The organism is Winogradskyella poriferorum, assembly GCF_050618035.1.
Classification (GTDB): domain Bacteria; phylum Bacteroidota; class Bacteroidia; order Flavobacteriales; family Flavobacteriaceae; genus Winogradskyella; species Winogradskyella poriferorum_A.
The window spans coordinates 316,705-335,373 of record NZ_JBODPY010000002.1; the positions used below are offsets into that span (position 1 = coordinate 316,705).

Here is an 18,669-nt window from a genome sequence, read left to right on the forward strand (position 1 = left end):
AGTATTCAGCCTACAGTCTATAATAACTCTGACTCGTTCCTCTTGTACATGCACAATTGCTGGCACCTTGGAAAAGATCTAAACCAATGGTTACAACGTGAGTTCCAGAATTAAAACCAGATAAATCATTCATGGTAATCTGATAGCTATAGGCGAAATATAATCCATTATGCATAATGCCACCCATAGGACCTATATTTAGTGGGTCTAAGAATTGATCATTAAGAAAGCGGTAAGACGCACCAACCCAGTAATAATTTCTATCTCTATTGAACTTACGATATTTAAAATTAATATCAGTAGCAGATCTATTATCACTGTCAAATAATTGGAAGAAAACTGAAGGCTCAAACTCTACATCTTTATTGGTTTTACTTCTTAACACTAAGCCTGAGTAGAGCTGGTAGTTAAGAAGTTGATTAGGCTCTACACCTGTAAAATCGTCAATATCTTTTTCAATTAAATTATTGGCATTAAGACTAATAAAGAAGTTTTTCCAACGGTATAAAATACCAGCATCAAAATTGTTATTATTGATAGAGCGATCGTCCGTAATAGCAGGATCTAATATTGGAATTTCATAGGTAGTATTAAAGTTTTCGATATCGATTCTGAAGCTGTTAATATTATATGAAATACCAAATGATAAATATTGCTTCGACTTATAGTCTAAGGTTAAATGATGCGCATATGAAAGCTTTAATCCTTTTTGCCTGGTATTACCATTCTTATCATTATAGGCAGAGACACCAATCCCTGATCGGTTAGCAAATCTAAAGTCTGCGTAAACAGATTGATTATCAGGTGCATTTTTAATACCTACCCACTGTGTTAAACCATTTGCTCTAATCTTTAGATTATCACCAATACCAGCATAGGTAGGTGAAATCACAAAATCATTGTCTGCTAAATATTGTGTCCAAACAGGTAAATTCAACTCTTGGCCAAAACCACAAGTTGTAATAAATATGAATAATATTAGTATTCTTTTTTTCATCTTAATTTCTTCAAATTTCAATTACCTGTAAAGGGTAAAATGTCCTACAAATTCTTTATCTACATTAGGATCGTTTGTTTTAACAACAAACCAATAATCACCAGTTGGCAATTCTTGTCCGTTATATCTTCCATCCCAAACTTCTCCCACTGTATAAGTAGCCACCATTCTTCCATATCTGTCAAAAATGTCGAATGTTAGGTTTGGATAGTTTTCTGTACAACCTGGAGACCAAGTGTCGTATTCACCGTCACCATTTGGTGTAAACCAGTTTGGAATACAGATATCAATAAACTCAAGCTCTATTTGAGCCTCGGCCATACAACCACTACTATCAACAACAGAAATGGTATAGATACCAGATTCTGTTATTATAAAAGAGGTTTCATTACCATAATCTTCACCATTCATAAAGAAGGTATAATTACCATTACCACCAGTTGCATTAGCAATTATTTCATTAAGGTCTCCTTCAGATAATTGTAGTTCTACAGGTTCAAAGCCTTCAATATCAAATAGGGGTGTTGTCTGTTCACAACCATTAGTGTGTCTAACAGTAACACTATGATCAGGACCTACAGGTACATTATTGAAAATATTACTTGGCTGAAATGGTCCTCCATCTAATGAATAGTCTAAATCATCTAAATCAGTAATTGATTCATCAACGGTGATAGTAACTGTATTACCTTGGGAGTTATCTAAACAAACATACTCTACTATAACATCGGGATTAATAAAAACGGATTCTGGGAAAGTAATATTCCACTCTGACTCACAGCCTTCTGCATCTCTTACAAATACTGTATGATCACCACCATCTAAATCTGTAAAATCAAACTGGGTTTGAGTTGGTAATCCTGTTGTATAAGGGCCATCATAGTTATCAAGACTTACGCTATAAGGTAGATTACCACCAGCGATATCAATACTAAACTCACCGTTAGCATCACCTGCACAGACTTCTGGATAGAAAGAATCTGGAACAATAGATAAGATGACCTGTTCTGGTTCAGAAATTGTAATATTGAAGGTTAAGTAACAACCAAGTTCGTCTTGGACTATAATATCATAATCACCAGGTGCAAGATTTTCAAAGATATTGGTTTCAAAAAATTGATTCAACTGTGGTGAAATTGCATACTTAATGACACCTGTACCACCAGTTGCATTAATTTCTACTGATCCATTTTCGGTGCCTGTACATGTTACATCATTAATTGCTAATGTTGCATCTAGAGATTCACTTGGTTCAGTAATTGAAATTGGAGCAGAAATAGCTGAACAATCTAAACTTTCAACTAAAACAATATAATCGCCTGCAACTAATCCTGTAAAATAACCTGGCAGTTCCTCATTGGCTGTGATTGGATTCCCATTCCCATCTTGTAATGTATAGACATAATTGCCTAATCCACCTTGCGCAGTTGCTGTTATTGTTCCGTTGTCATCACCTGCACAATTAATAAATGGGTTTGTTGATTCCAATAAAATATTCAATTCTGGTAACGGATCGATTGTAATTTCATTAGAAATTGTAGCAACACAATTGTTAGCATCTCTAACATAATAGGCATATGTACCAGGATTTACATTAATCGTTGTTGACGTTGTAAATGTTCCTAAAATGTTAGTAAAGTTGGCATCATCACTGTATGTGTAATTTCCAGTACCACCTGAAGCACTTAATGTAAGTGTGCTATTCGTATTACACGTTTGTGTACTGTTGACAACAAGATCAGCCGTAATAGAAGTAGGCTCCTCGATAACAATGTCTAATGATGTTGTAGAACAATTAAGTCCATCTTCGATCGTAATATTATATGTACCTGCACCTAAATCAGTAAATACGTTTGAAGTCTGTGGTCCAGAAGAACTCGGAGTTGGCAATATAGTGTTAAGTGTATATGTATAATTACTGCCTTGACCTCCTGCAACATTTGATACTGTGATACTTCCGTTTTGATCACCAAAACATGCCAATGTAGATGTATTTGCATTAAAATCAGCTGTTATAGGCGTTGGTTCTATTAAGGTAATTGGTGTAGAAGCAATACACCCTTCAGCATCAATAACATTAATAACGTAATTACCAGCACTTAACCCTTCAAAGGTACCTGAAGACGAATAAGGCACATTGGCATCACCCGTTAACTCATATTGGTAATCACCCCAGCCACCTTCGGCAATCGCGATAATAGTTCCTTGGTTATTATCACAAGAGACATTAGAGGTTTCAGTAGCTGTGACAGTTAATGTATCTAACGGTGAAGGAATAATAACATCAGAATTTGCACTACAAAATGGGACATCTGATTCTGTAATTTCAACAGTGTAAGTTCCACCTGTTAATCCGGTAATGGTTATCGGGTTAGTTGTTGTACTTGTATTAACAACACCAAAAACAGAAGTATTGGTACTATCAAAAACTTCATAACTGTAAGTCCCACTATAGCCGTTAACTAACAAATCAAAACTTCCTGAATTATCTCCAAAACAAGCTACCAAATAAGGAGTTGTTGTAATAGTCGGTGGTGTTGCTTCAGGTACAGCAATAGTAAAATCTGTAATACATAATGTAATAGCGTCAGTAACGGTTACGGTATAAATATCAGCTGGTAAGCCAGAATATACATTTCCTGTTAGAACCGCAGTTGCAGGATTAGGACTAATGGCATAGGTATAACTTCCAGATCCTTGGGTTGCATTAATAGTAATTTCACCATCATCATTATTGCATGATGGATTCGCTGATAATGTTCCATTTATTTCTAAAGGTGCATATACATCAATAGACACTAGATTTCCACATCCATTGGCATCTTGAACTTCAATAGTATGTGTCCCAGAAAATAAATTTAATATTGTTAAAGGGAATGTCTGAACTTGATATGCTCCACCATCTATACTAACACTATACGGAGCTATTCCCGGAGTATCTAAGGATACATTAATTTCAAAATTTCCATCAGTTAATACGCAATCATCAATAACTGAAGCTGATATAACAGGTGTATCGTCTTGTGGTAATATCACAACAGGGCTACTAACCACACAATTATAAGCGTCGAGTACATGGATGTAGTAATTTCCAGCATCTTCGTTAAATATATTGGTACTAGACCAACCTGCATCCGAAGCCAATGGTGCAGTTGCGGTAGTTGTAATTTGATATTGATAGGGTGGAGTACCATTAAATCCAAAAGCACTAATTACTCCAGAATTTGCATTACAATTGGCATTTTGATCTATGCTAACCGATAATTCTAATGGGAAGGCAGATTCTGTGATGTTAAATGGACTTGTAACTACACCACATCCAGCATTAGGTCCTGTGGTTTCACTTACCCAGACAAAGTAATTTCCTAAAGGTAGAGGTCCTAAATTAGAAACAGTTAATGTTCCATTAGCATTCACAGTTCCAGAACCGGTTATACCTGTAGATACCTGTGAAAGCGAATCAAATATCTCGTAATCTACATTAACAGCAGTTCCGTAAACACTATTAATAGTAAAACTAACATTACCATCTGCACTTCCTGTGCACGTTATATTTTCTGATCCAACAGCACTTAAAGTTAAAGTTGAGCTTGTTGGTATAGGAGCAGTTGCTGGTTCGTAATAACTACAGTTTGTAGACTGATCATAAACGATAAATGTATAAGAAACACCAGGAGTAAGACCAGTAAATGTAGCTGACTGACTACCAGGTGCATCTTCTGGTATCCACGAACCTGGAGGGTTAGGATAAACAGAAATAGGACCTTGATAAATACTAAAAAAGAATGGACCGCTACTTGCTAACGAACTACCAATACTAACAACCGCTTCACCACCAGTAGCACAATTTACTGTAGTATTAATATTAATATCTAAATCAGTAGGAGGAGAGGCCACTAACACATCCTGTACTAGTACTGAACAACCATTGGCATCAACAACATTAATCTGGTAAAGACCAAAATCTACAACATCGAAACTTACGGAAGTTGAACCTGTAGCATTTAATTCTGAGTTTGAATATCCGTTAGTACCTGTAACAAAATAATTATATGGTGCAGTTCCTCCAGTAACAGAATCTATAATTACTGATCCTTGAGAAACACCACCTGCAGAACAAGTTATATCTACTGTACTGTAGTTTACAATAATAGCATCTGGTTCATTTATTACCACCGTTTCTGTATCAGTACAGGCATTTGCATCCGTTAAGGTAATCGTATAAGAACCTGCAGGTAGATTAGATGTTTGTGTTCCATAATCAAATCCTGAGGTATCATTAAATACATTTATTGTATATGGTGGTGTACCTGCGTTTGGATCTATTGTAATATCTATTGATCCATTAGAATCACCATTACATAAAATATCTTGACTTTGAGTAATAAGATCAATTACGGGAGGTGATAACTGACTAATTGTTATTTCTTGGGATAAGGCCGTACATCCATTTCCATCGGTAATTTCAAATTGGTAAGTACCATCTGTACTTGCTGTATATGCAAATGTAGAACCTGTTGCTCCTTGAGGTGCAAAAGCACCACCATTAATTGATACAGCATAGGTATACGGTGCTGGACCAGTTATGGTACCTGTAATTATGGCGTCTGGACTTATTGTACAATTTAAATCTTGAGTTAAAACAACATTTACAGCTGGTGCAGGAATTGGATCAATTGTATAAGACTCTACGTAAGTACATCCATTTTCATCTCTAATCTGAAAGGTATATGTGCCAGGCTCTAAACCAGTAAAACTATTTAAAGTTTGATAAGGTGTGGAGTAGATAGCTGGTGCAATAATTTGATATTCTCTTGTTCCTGTACCACCGGTAACACTTGTCACTGTAACTGTTGAAGTGTTTGTTGGACATGTAATTGGAGTAGAACTAAAATCCATATCTGTTGGTGGATTTATAGGATCGATAGTTACACTATTAGCAACATACGTACAAATATTTCCATCACTAATTGTAATTGTATATGTGCCTGGTGTTAATCCGTTAAATACATTACTCACTTGGTAATTTACACCATCAATACTATATGAGTAAGGTGGTGTTCCACCAGTTACATTAGTTACTGTAATTGCCCCTGTGCCAACACATGAAAAATTGGATGTTAATTCTGCAGTTCCAGAAATAGCAGTGTTTTCGGTAATGGTAACAGTTTGTGTTGCAGTATAACACACTGAACTACCTGAGGTGTACTGTATTATTACTTCATAATCACCAGCAATTAAACCAGAAAAAACTGAAGAGTTTGAAAAGGTTGTACCACCATATATACTATATTCGATACTATGTCCATTGGGATTGGTTACATTAATAGCAATAGCTCCTGTGTCACCAGTTCCACCGCATAGAATATCTGTAGTTGAAACATTAAAAACAGGTTCTGGAATGCTATCAACATTTATAGTAGTTGAGGCACTACAATTATTAGAGTCAATTACTGTAATATCATAAGATCCTGCATTAGTAACCGTATATACAGGGTCTGTTTGAAATACCGTTGTACTATTTATATAATAGAAATAAGGAGGAGTTCCACCTTCAGGATAAATTGTTATCTCACCATCACTACACGATAGTGGTGTGGTTAAGGCTGCAGTAACAGAAAGTAATGGTGGATCAGAAATTGTTACATCTTCAGAATAAAGACAACCATTTTCAGATTCTACAGTTACTGTGTAAGTACCAGGGTTTAAATTTTCAAAGTTATATGTGTTTTCTAAAATTGGTCCAACATTATTAACGAGTGTTCCTCCATTGTAAATAGAAAATGAATATTGTGGATCTATATCATTTGCGGCTAATAATACACTACCAGGTTCACCATGGCATAATGGTTGAACAACCGTTGCTTCACCTGTAAACTCTCTATCTCTAATTAATACATCCAATACTGAGAACACACATGGGTTTGTAGGCACTCCAATTTGTCTGATATAAACAGAGTAATTTCCCGGTGTAGAAACTGAAAAGATATTACTGGCTTGATAATTAATGCCGTCTAAACTATATTCATATCCATTAGGTACATCATTTACAATGATACTACCTGGTGTAGAACATATTATGTCGTTTGCTATTACAGAAGGTTCTAACAGATTGGTATAAACATTAAAATAGAATTGATTGAAACACCCTCCTGGATAATTAATGGTTAATCTAAATTGACCAGCAGTGTCCGCTAAGAAATTTGGTCCTGTTTCAACTTCATTCCATACACAAACAGGATCTTCATTTGCACAATCAGGATCTGTAACCGCCGCACAACTTGTCTCATCTAGCTGTTCCCAAATTATAGTCGTTGAGTTAGATATGTTTGTTTCAATAAATCTACTGTCATCACCACCACATAAAAATATATTTGGTAGTAATTTTCCATCATTAGGACAAGTGACAACTTCGTCTGCATAAGGTATAACAGGATTTGTTACATCACCACCAAAAAGTTGAACATCAAAAATCTGTTCTATAGATTGGCATGGTGCGATTGCTGTATTAAAAGAATAGTACGTTCCGGTAGCATTTACAGTGATAGTCTGTGTAGTTCCAATTACTGGTGTACCTGTTGGACTTGTTGACCAAGAATAGGAATCATATCCATCTGCTGCTGTTAATTCAACTGTGCTACCACATAAAATAACTTCTTCCCTGAATTCACAATCTAAGTCAGCTAAGAAATTAGTTGCCTGTGGCGTAAACAAACATCCCGTATTACTATTTAAACTAGGATCGTCTGTAATCTGAAAGGTTGGATTATAAAATCCATTATACGTCGCATATGCTTGATTATTGATAATATTTGAACAGGCATCTGCTAAATCACCACAAGTATTAACAACTTGAACTTGTATTCTAATTTCGTAAACAGGATCATTTTCTTCAACTAGTGAATTATCAATATCGAAGATAATTTCTCGTGTAACAGGATTGTAACTAGCCACCGTAACTCCAGGTGGGAGTACAAGATCTTCAGGGTAATTAAAAATGATATTAATTGGAAGGATATCTCTAATCTGAAAATTAGTAGCATTATCATTACCCGTATTTTGAAAGCCAATCACATAATTAAGTGAAGCTCCTAAGTCCACTAACTCTCCACCAATATCATTTCCTAGATCATCTTCTACAATCTTTGTGAGAACAATTGCAGGTTCGATTATTTCTACGGCAAAAGCAAAGAAATATGGAAAATAGGTATCGCCACTTGTTTCTAACCGAATAACTCCAGAAGTGGCGTCGTTAGCTATGACGGAATTACCTGGATTAGGTACTGCAATTACACCTGTATCAAATCCTAAAGTATTAGAACTATTAGGCACTCTGTTGTTAACTGGCATGGCATTAAGCTGCGTCACAGAGCTATTAAAGAAGTTGGTTGCAGGTCTATCTGCAGTAGATAAATTTACACCATTTAATAAAAGTTGATCTCCTAATATTGGACTATCACCTTCTAAAGTTGCAAAAGCAAAATTTGCTCTTACAGGAGCAGGAGCAGGTACTGTTCTAAACCCATCTACAGGAATATCTAAAGCTGGATTGGCTCCAGGGACAGAAATTGCACTAAACCCATCAAAACTGGTAATGGATTTTCCAGGTAAAGTAGGGTCCTCATAAACTACAAACAATGACCAACCAGCTGATTGACCAGTTCCGTTATAAGGATTAAAAGTAGAAGTCTCTCCTGTACCAGAAGATACATTAGCGACCGTATATGTTCCTAAATCGTTGGTGTAATTTGTAACGATATCTGTAACATCTGCAAAACAAGCATATGAAAAACTATCACCACCATCTACAGTTGTACCATTGGCGTCAAAAATAATTTCTCCAGTAACATCAAAGTATCCTCCTTCAGGACCTCTAAATCTGACTTCATTTATAGGTTCAGATCCTGGATTAACGGCTCCCCAATACAAACCTGCGTAAATAATTCTATAACAGTTAGGGTTAGGTATTTCTAAATCTGCACTCGAAGAACTAAATGTAGTTGGGTCTCCATCAATATCGATGTATTGCATATCAACATTGTGGTTATAGACATTAGGATCGTTAAAGGCATTGTTGTCTGGTCCGAGTATATTATTACCAATCAATAAGATGTCCCCTTTTAAATCTTGGTCAAACCTCGGTGTGAATGGTTGGTAATTTTGGGCATATGCCTGAACCCCTATAATTACTGATGTAATCAGAATTAAAATTCTTGAAAATGTAGGTCTTTTCATGGTTTTTAATTTTGTGCTTATCTAGTCCTAAGGGCATAGAATAGATAATGCTTTGCTTAACTATTAATTCTCTATTTTAACGAGGGACATTTTTACATTATATGGTGTCGTTCCTTTATTATTAAGAGCTGCATTTGCTTCTCCTAGATTATTAAATTTATTGATATAGATGTAATACTTACTCGTATTGACGTCATAGAAGAAATTTACACCTTGCTCTCCAGAGGCAACTAATTTGGTGACAAAATCATTTCGCTTTGTTACATCTTTATGCACTGCTAAAACAAGATAGAAGCCGTTTTCTTCATTACTTATGTTCTTTAATATTTTTATGTTATTACCTTGATCTTCTCCAAAATCAAAATCGTTCTCTTCATATGGTGTACTTGCAAGTTTTGTATTTCTCTTTATGTTTTCTAACGTTGTGCGATCTTGCGCATAGCGTTCTTCTTCGTTATCATAAGCTGCTCTTACGATACGTCTTCTTTTCTCAAATTCTGTAGCAACTCTAATGGTTTCTAAACGTGATTCTAACTCTGCTTTAGTCCTTACAGCTTGTAATTGTTCAGCTTCAAGACGTTTTATTTTGTTCTTATAAAACAGTAGAACAGTATCATTTGTTAAGGTGTCACCAATAATGGTACGCTCTTCGTATAATGCTTTTAATTCTTTTATTTTATCATCCTGGTCCTTAATAACATCTTCAAGATCAGATTTAATAGATCTTAACTTATTGTTTTCAGCGGTTACACTTTTAAATGGTCGTGGTGCTACAGTAATACCTTGTTCACTAAGATCATTTTCTTCTTTTAATGCCTTAAGGTCTTCATCCTTAACATTTATAATGTCTGTGTATTCATTCAATAATTTGTCTTGCGCTTTTTTACTAGCTTCTACTAAAGTATCTAGACCTAACATTGCTTTACCAAATTCATCTTTTGGTTTAGTAATTAACTCTTCCTTGCTTTTTTCTGCATCAGCTTCTTGTTTAGCCTTTTGCTCAGCCAAAAGTTTTACTTGTGCTTCAGCTTCTTCCTTAGCTTTCTGCTCAGCTAATAGTTTCGCTTGTGCTTCAGCTTCTTCTTTAGCTTTCTGCTCAGCTAATTGTTTAGCTTGTGCTTCGGCTTCTTCTTTAGCTTTCTGCTCAGCTAATTGTTTAGCTTGTGCTTCGGCCTCTTCCTTAGCCTTTTGCTCAGCTAAAAGTTTTGCTTGTGCTTCAGCCTCTTCTTTAGCTTTTTGTTCTGCTAATGCTTTTGCACGAGCTTCAGCCTCTTCTTTAGCCTTTTGTTCTGCTAGTGCTTTTGCACGAGCTTCAGCTTCTTTATTAGCTTTTTGTTCGGCCAATGCTTTTGCACGAGCTTCTGCTTCTTCTTTGGCTTTTTGTTCTGCTAATAGTTTTGCTTGTGTTTCTGCTTCAGCTTTAGCCTTTTCTTCTTCTAATAACTTAGCCTCTCGCTCTAAACGACGTTGTTTAGCACGCTCTCTAATTCCAGCAAGTTCTTCTTCTGATGCCTTTTTAACTGGTTTAATAGTCTTTTTAGTGTCGAATATTAGTCCACTAACTTCATCATCACCATTATATTTAAATTTCTTTTTGTTGATGATTCTGTAAGCCAATGAAATTTCATGAGATGTACCAAATTCCACTTGATTCCCTAGAGCTTTTTCGATATTAAATTCTAGTGCAATGTTTTTAGTAACATTAACACCTAATCCTCCAGACATCCCAAATAAATTATTGTATCCAATTTGAAACCAGAGGCCTTTAGGAACATCTAACATAGCAAGTCCAGAAATTACAGTTTTTTCAGGTCTAAATTCAGCCATTAGAGCACCTGAAAATTTAGTATTATCAAAGAATCCACGTCCATCAAAATACCCAGTATGCATAATATGAGCTTTAATAGCTTGTCTTGGATCATCTTCAATCATTGATGATGTTCCAAGATTGTATAATACGATGTTGTTGAAAGAGATACCGAAATCTAAAAATTTAGTACCATAATTTATACCTGGATTTACAGTCACTAAAGTGTTTGATGGTACATTTTGTAATGAAGGATCATCAAAGTTTGTTACCACATTTCCTGTATTTATACCACTAGTATATGCACCAAGATTTAATCCGAATGTTAAGTTACTATCTTGCTCTAGTTTTACATTATAGGCGAAGTTTAAAACACCACCAAACGTAGTCAATACACCATAATTTTGTTGAAATGCTGATACACCAGCACCAATATTTTCTGAAAATCGTCCTGAGTAACTAGCTAATAAAGTCTCTGGTGCATTATTAAATTGAGTGCGCTCTCTTTTACTTGTTGCATTTATAAATCTATTTTGCTGACGCACAAACGTAAATGTAGGATTGATTGCAAAACGATTAAAAACCAAAGAGTTTCTTATTGGTAAATCAAATGACACTACTCCATCATCTTGTTGTGCAAAACCAAGTTGCACAAATACTATTAATATGATGACTAAGCGTTTCAAATCTTACTTAATAACTGTTATTGTTCCTTTTTTGACAACACCTTCGGACGTGGTGATGATGTAATAATACAATTGATTCACCTGATTAAGATTAAGGTCGTTTTGTGGCCAATTATTTTGATAATCGATAGTTTCAAAAACTACCATACCTAATTCATTTAAAATCACAACTTCGGTGTTGGTTCCTGTAACATACTTTAATGGTAATTGCCATGTATCATTTACCATGTCACCATTTGGGCTTATTATATTCGGTATATCGTCTACATCCGGAAATTGATTAAAGTCCTCAACAATACTGAACATATAGGCTACAGAAGCTGTACACCCAGTAGTTTCTGTTATAACAACTTCATAATCACCAAAATCAGAAGCCGTGTAATTAGTACCATTTACACCAGCTATGAGTTCATCATTAAAGTACCATTGAAACTCTGGTGCAATTGCATCAGTAGCGACCTCAATAGCTAAGGTTTCGCCCTCTTCAATATAATTTACGGCATCAACATTTATAGCACTTTCAAATAGTTCACTAACTAAATCTATAGAACCAGATGCTGAACATTCACCTAAATCAACTTGTACTGAAAAAGTGCCTGAATCTGTTGTTTGATACATTTGACCAGTTGCTTCAGGAATTAATATTCCATCTTTAAACCATTGATAACTATTACCACCAATTGTACTTAAGGTTGTAGAACCTTGTTCTGGACAATAAGGGTTTCCTAAGCTCGAAGAAATTGTGATATCTGCTTCACCCGAAGTTGCTTCTGTTATGGTAACACGATTTGAAAAAGAATTTGAGGTACAGGTACCATAATTAGTTTCCACAAAATAAGTTCCTTCTACACTTACTGACAGCGTAGGACCTTCAGCTACAAATTCAGAAGTTGTCGGACTGGTTTCCTTATACCAGTTAAAAGTTAATGAAGGATAGTTTAGTGGAGAGTCATTATTTTCATTTCCAGGATTGTCTATCGATAATAAATAACTTCCGCCTGTACAAAATGCACCTGTAGACACTAAATTATTAATAGAGAATGGTGTATCCTGAAGCTTATAATAGGCTGCAAAACTTGCAGAGCCAGAACTTGTTGATGCTGGCGCACTACTTTTTACTCTTAATTTATAATTCTCTCCAGAGGTTGTTTCTGGCAATGAGAACTCCAAAGTTGCAGGTGAAGTTGTAAATTCGTTAGGTTGTGATGTATAAATAACTACTGCTTCAGAAAAATCACCATCTGCATCAGACATTTCAATACTAAACTGGTTAGAAGATTGTAAGGCACTTTCTGGTGAAAATACAAACGATAAAGAATACGAATTAAATTCTTCGTTAGCGCATGCTTGCGAAAACCCTAGGTTTGGTGTCCCTAAAACTACTTGTGCCGATACTTGGTCTTTAATACTAATAAAGATCAAACAAAGGCAAAACAAGCATTTCTTCAAAGATGAGATCGTAAGCATGAGTAGGTCTGTAGTTATTCTTCTATAAGCTGTGTTTTTGAAATTTTATATATAAGTTTCAATGAAGCGGTTATAAAATTTCTAATAGTCTTGTCCTATGAATTAATTGTCATCTTCATCTTCATCATAGTAATCATTTGATGCTATGATGCGATTAATTCTCAATCTAAAATCAGGATATTTCTTATGGTTACTTGCAATGAATGTTTCTGTATCTGGTGCTTTTGAATACACATTGTTAAATGCTCTACTACCATACCAGCTCTCTAAATCATCATTATTAGTATACCCTTCTCTAAAAATGTTGCCATTACAATTGTTGAAATATGTTCTAACAAATTCAATCTTTCTTAAGCTTGCATCTGTCATTTTTATATTCTCATCTAGAACTACTGCAGGATTAAACCCAGAGATAACGCTTCTATCACTAACAAAAGTGACATCATTACCTATATAGATAGCCTCTTGTACCAATCCTACTTCTATGTCTGAAGCTAAGTTTGAAGACACATTAACTAAGCTTAAGTTTTCAGCATTAACATTTGTGTAAGCCTTAGATGGATCTGCGTCTTCTTTGATGTCATAAGACTTTAGGTATAAAGCTCTAGAACCATCAGAACTAGAAACATATGGAGATCTAATAGCGATAGAATTTAAAATATTACACTGTGCGCCATAGTTAAAATTATAGTCGTTCTGATGAGAACGATAAGAGACCATTTTAACTAGGATTAAGTTACCTCCTAGTACATTAAATGAGCTACCACCGCAATAGCCAACCATTACATTATAAATAGTAGTATCGCTTCCAACACCAGCTAAAGTTAGTCCACTTAAATTACCGTGCTCTCGAGTACGATTTCCTGCAAACTCAATTCTAACGTATTTAATAATACCAGAATTACTTTCAGGATTTTCACCTCCATAAACAATATCCATAAAGGAAGAAGGCTTTAATCCGTAGTTTAAAGATGACTCGTTACCATATGTATTTAATGGTGCGTCTCCAAGAACAAAAACGCCTCCCCAATCTCCAGGTTTCTTCACACTTCTGTTAGAAGTAAAAATAATAGGATCGGTTTGTTTTCCTTCTGCAATAAGCTTAGATCCTTTACTGATTATTAAAGATCCTTTGGTCTCAAAGTCTCCTAAAATAACCGTACCAGGCTCAATGGTGAGTGTAGCATTATTTGTAACAAATACATCACCAACAAGAAGATAGGTGTTTCGTTTTGTAAGCTTAGTATCACTATCAATACGGCCACTTAATATTTGATTTGGTTCTTCGTAATTAACTTTACTTGGTTGAAATTCGGTCCAATTGTCTAACCAGTTATCATACCCAATAATTCCTTTCTCTTGTTGCGCAAAAGAGATGCTTAGAAAAGAAATCATTAACAATGCGGTAAGTGTAAAATTTCTCATGGTAGTTCAGTTAAGTTTTTATTATTTGCGGTTGTTTTATTAATGACTCAAACATAACTATAAAGCCTATGAAATACAAAAAATATCGATGAAATGCACTATTTTATATGTTTTTGTTTTAAATTCCTACAAATATTGCATTTATCTTAAGATTAGGCATTTATGACTTGTTAACCTGGAGCAGGTTGCACATAAAAAAACCTCGACGCTAACGCCGAGGTTTAATTACTAACTAAATATAAAATCAAAATAAAAACTAATTTGTTTTGAAGTCGTCGTACGTATGTAAGGCTTTTAAAGTTTCTTCATAAAATAAAATCGCAGCGATTAAATCTGATGTGTCTGAATAGGGTAGAATCTTCTTTTGAAATTCTATTGTACTTTCAAAATATTCACCAGAAGCTTCAAGATTTTCTTCAAGAGCGCGCTTGTTATCTTTTGTTTCTGGTATACCTAAAGATTCTAAAGTCACTCCAGGTTTTGTTGCAAAAGCAATATTTGGTAAAATATTTACGATTACTTCTATGCGTTCTATATATAATACAAGCAATTCGCCTTTTGGCATATTATCTAAATCCGTTCTACTATGGTATTTAGATATACTTGTTTTTCCACTAATAATGCTTTGAGGTTGATCCTTCTTTTTTTGTGCGAAGCTCATACTGATCATAAGTAGAAATAAGACACTAAAAAATGTAATTTTAGTTTTCATGTTCATGGGTTTGATTTGGATTTTCTACAGCAAATCTATACAAATAATCCATAAATCCAAGAAAATTTAACGATTATTTTTATCCTTTAAATGCAAAAAACTTAGATAAACGGCATTATTATTGGATTAAAAGCATATTTATTCGACGAAATACTATTTGACATTTGGTCAATTTCTAGTCCATTTTAGACCAGAATTTTTGGAATTTTTTAGCTCTAAAAACATAATGAAAAGATAAAATAAGTGTGTTTTTCATCGGTAAAATTGACATTTTTACTCTTTTAATCGACAATATTTGATATTCATATGATTTTTAGGGTGTTACGATCTTAAAGATAGAATTTTGAGTGAACCCCAAATTCAACACATGATGAAACGTATCTCCAACCTGCTTTGCATTTTCTTTTGCCTTAGTACAATAAATAGTGTGTATGCACAGGATAGTTTATTGGATAATCATCCTATTTATGATTATGTAAATGTGCAATTGAAGAATTCGGATACTATTCCAGATTATAATACCAAAAAAGAAAAACTTAAAGTTACAGGAACCATTTATTTAAGTGATGGTACAACACCAGCAAGCGATGTAATCTTATTTATAGAGCAGGCTGATGAGAATGGTAATTTTGATTTAAGAGAGGAAAACGATAAACGTTATGTACACCATAGTGCACAGGTAAAAACAGATGCCGATGGTAAATACACGTTTTACACGTTTGTTCCTGGTAATGATAGACGATACAATCAACCACAACAAATTTTTCCTGTAATAAAGGAGCCTTCTAAAAAGGCTTATGAAATAAACACTTTCTTATTCGACGAAGATCCATTGCTATCTAAACGATGTAAAAAGAAAATTAAAAAACAAAATAATGTTGCGCGTATTTTACAGCCTAAAGAAGTAGACGGAATATTAGTGGCGCAACGAGATATCATATTAAATCCTTAAACCTAAGTCTGCATAATTTAGTCCCTTAACCATGTTTAGGAAAGTCGTAATTAACCATTGCGACTTTTTTTTATGCCAGTATACTTTCATGGCCTGAGTCCTTCACAAATAGGCAAGAGCTATTTGTCTTTGCAGTCATATCTTTTATAAAATGGAATTTTAAATTGGGTTCCATACCAAAGATATTGAGATCTGCACTTGGTGCATTGGTGACAATTTCATTAAAATCACCTACAAACAATTCCGTTAACGTGTTTGGTAATCGCGCCAGATTAATGAGATCATTCAAAAATTCAGTAGCTTCTTTTCGATCTTCCTCATGCTTTAAAACTGTAATAAGGCGAATTTGTGCCGTCCAATTCATTTTTAATTTATAAGCAATAAGGATCGATAGGTCTAGGTTACCTATATCCCAACCTAATTCCCAATTACCTCTTCGGTCGCTCACCCAAACATTTATAATGTTTTTTTGCCCTAGCAAGGCTGTTTTATGCAACGAGAATAAAAGAATACCTATTTCTAATCGTATGGATTCGTTCATTACAGGACGAAGTTCATTCTCATAATCATCATGATCTTGAAGATTTAAAAACAAAATATTAGGTCTAAAAAAGGCACCTTGTAAAGCTTGACTGCCGTAATTAATTCCATTAGCAAATTCATCCGTATGAATAACAGTAGAAGAGGAGAACACACCTTTCTCTCTAAAGGAGGCGGAAATCTCATCTAATGTATGCTCTAATTTATTTTCTTCAGTAAACGGCTCTATACCTAATAGTTTAATTGATCCTTTAGGCATTGCTATGTTCCTTAAAAACTCAAAAGATCCTTTAAGACCATTAACATCTCTTACAGGTACCATTAGATTGGCTTTCCAGGCGCGCTGTTGCATCTTTTTCATTCCCCAAGTATGTTTTGCGGCCCATTCTGCAAAAGACACAAAAAGTCCCGAACGTACATCCTCAAAAGGCGTTTCTAAGTTTTGGCGCGATAAATAATAATAGACGGTTAGTACGATCATTATCGAAATTAAACTCACCGTTGGATTAATTATAAACATGGCAAATACAGAGGAAATAAGCCCTAGCCATGGCACCCATCTTTTTATTTTAAATATTGGACGATAACTAATCAATCCAAGATTTTGCTCAATAATCACAACGATATTAATCATCGCATAAGTAATTAAGAAAAACAAAGTCACTAAAGGCGCTACTGCATTAAGGTTACGCATTAATAGTGTTAGGAATATGAGTATCCCAGTTACCATCATCGCATTTCTTGGCTGTCCATTTTTACTTTGTCCAGCTAATACTTTAGAATAAGGTAAAACATTATGTTCGCCCATAGCAAATAATATGCGAGACGATCCCACAATAGATGCTAGTGCAGAGGAGAAGGTAGCACCAAGTATACCAGCAATAATTAGTGGTCCGAAATAGGCTTTCTCTACCATGATATAATAATCACTAATTAATTCTTGCTCTGTAGCACTTCTACTAATCCAAAAGGCCAAAGCCATGTAGATGACAAAACTTACACCAATGGCCCAGAGTGTGCCATTAGGTATACTTTTTTTAGGATCTTTTAGTTCTCCCGACATATTTGCACCAGCCATTATACCTGTGGCTGCGGGAAAAAAGACCGCAAAGACCACCCAAAATGAACTCCCACTAAAACCATTTTCTACTGAGCCTCTAAACGAACCCCAACTTAATGAATCACTTAAAGGCAAGGTCATTGAGCCTTCATATGCCGCAATAACAATAGATACAAGGGACAGAATAATAATACCCATGATAATAAACTGGGTCTTTATGGCAAGATTAGCGCTGATATATGCGATGATAAATAAAATTCCAAAGACAACAACATCTACTAAAAAGGCATTATGATCTGGAAAAATGCCAAGCCAACCTTCACGAAAACCAAAGATATACATAGTAACAGCAAGGCCTTGGGAGACATATCTGGGTATCCCTAAACTACCACCAACTTCAAGCCCTAAAGCCTGTGACACAATAGCATAGGCACCTCCAGCACCAATTCTAATATTTGTTGTGATAGCCGACATAGATAAAGCCGTGCATAAGGTAATTAGGAAGGACATTATGATAATTAACCAAGCACCAAGTAGACCAGCATTACCAACTACCCAACCAAGTCTTAAGTACATAATAACACCAAGAATGGTTAGTAAAGTTGGAGTGAATACACCTCCAAAAGTTCCGAATTTTTTAAGTTGATGAGTTTGGTTAGGCATTGTATAATTGGTTAATAGACTCAATGTAGTAATTTCTATCGGAAAATCCTTTTTAAGATCTTAATTATACCTCTCATTTATGGTTTCAACAATTTGATGTAACTTAAACATCATAACTATAATCA

The 18,669-nt window shown here is 34.9% G+C and carries 8 protein-coding genes; 1 reads left to right on the top strand and 7 read right to left on the bottom strand.

Going from position 1 to position 18,669, the window contains the following annotated elements:
- Nucleotides 1–10: 10 nt before the first annotated feature.
- The 6 genes from ACRHOC_RS06300 to ACRHOC_RS06325 all read right to left on the bottom strand — a co-directional run bounded on the left by ACRHOC_RS06300 (nt 11) and on the right by ACRHOC_RS06325 (nt 15,329).
- The gene (locus ACRHOC_RS06300) at nt 11–997 is read right to left on the bottom strand and encodes a PorP/SprF family type IX secretion system membrane protein (RefSeq protein ID WP_431157738.1); all 987 of its coding nucleotides are present in this window, start codon (nt 995–997) and stop codon (nt 11–13) included.
- Between the two features lie 21 nt (nt 998–1,018).
- Nucleotides 1,019–9,232 carry a T9SS type B sorting domain-containing protein gene (locus tag ACRHOC_RS06305; protein ID WP_431157739.1) on the bottom strand — a complete coding sequence of 2,738 codons (8,214 nt, stop codon included), beginning with the start codon at nt 9,230–9,232 and terminating at the stop codon, nt 1,019–1,021.
- A gap of 63 nt (nt 9,233–9,295) precedes the next feature.
- The gene (locus tag ACRHOC_RS06310) at nt 9,296–11,725 is read right to left on the bottom strand and encodes a PorP/SprF family type IX secretion system membrane protein (protein ID WP_431157740.1); all 2,430 of its coding nucleotides are present in this window, start codon (nt 11,723–11,725) and stop codon (nt 9,296–9,298) included.
- A 3-nt stretch (nt 11,726–11,728) separates the two neighbouring features.
- The gene (locus tag ACRHOC_RS06315) at nt 11,729–13,147 is read right to left on the bottom strand and encodes a gliding motility-associated C-terminal domain-containing protein (RefSeq protein ID WP_431157741.1); all 1,419 of its coding nucleotides are present in this window, start codon (nt 13,145–13,147) and stop codon (nt 11,729–11,731) included.
- A gap of 147 nt (nt 13,148–13,294) precedes the next feature.
- Nucleotides 13,295–14,617, bottom strand: coding sequence for a hypothetical protein (locus ACRHOC_RS06320; RefSeq protein WP_431157742.1), 1,323 nt, complete (start codon nt 14,615–14,617; stop codon nt 13,295–13,297).
- Between the two features lie 256 nt (nt 14,618–14,873).
- Nucleotides 14,874–15,329, bottom strand: a complete 456-nt coding sequence (locus ACRHOC_RS06325) for a hypothetical protein (protein WP_431157743.1) — start codon at nt 15,327–15,329, stop codon at nt 14,874–14,876.
- Between the two features lie 367 nt (nt 15,330–15,696).
- Between ACRHOC_RS06325 and ACRHOC_RS06330 the strand changes: the two genes are divergently transcribed.
- A complete protein-coding gene (locus ACRHOC_RS06330) occupies nt 15,697–16,281 on the top strand; it encodes a hypothetical protein (protein WP_431157744.1) in 585 nt (194 codons plus the stop codon).
- A 70-nt stretch (nt 16,282–16,351) separates the two neighbouring features.
- On the opposite strand, the gene ACRHOC_RS06335 is transcribed toward ACRHOC_RS06330, so the two are convergent.
- Nucleotides 16,352–18,544, bottom strand: coding sequence for an amino acid permease (locus ACRHOC_RS06335; protein ID WP_431157745.1), 2,193 nt, complete (start codon nt 18,542–18,544; stop codon nt 16,352–16,354).
- Nucleotides 18,545–18,669: the final 125 nt, after the last annotated feature.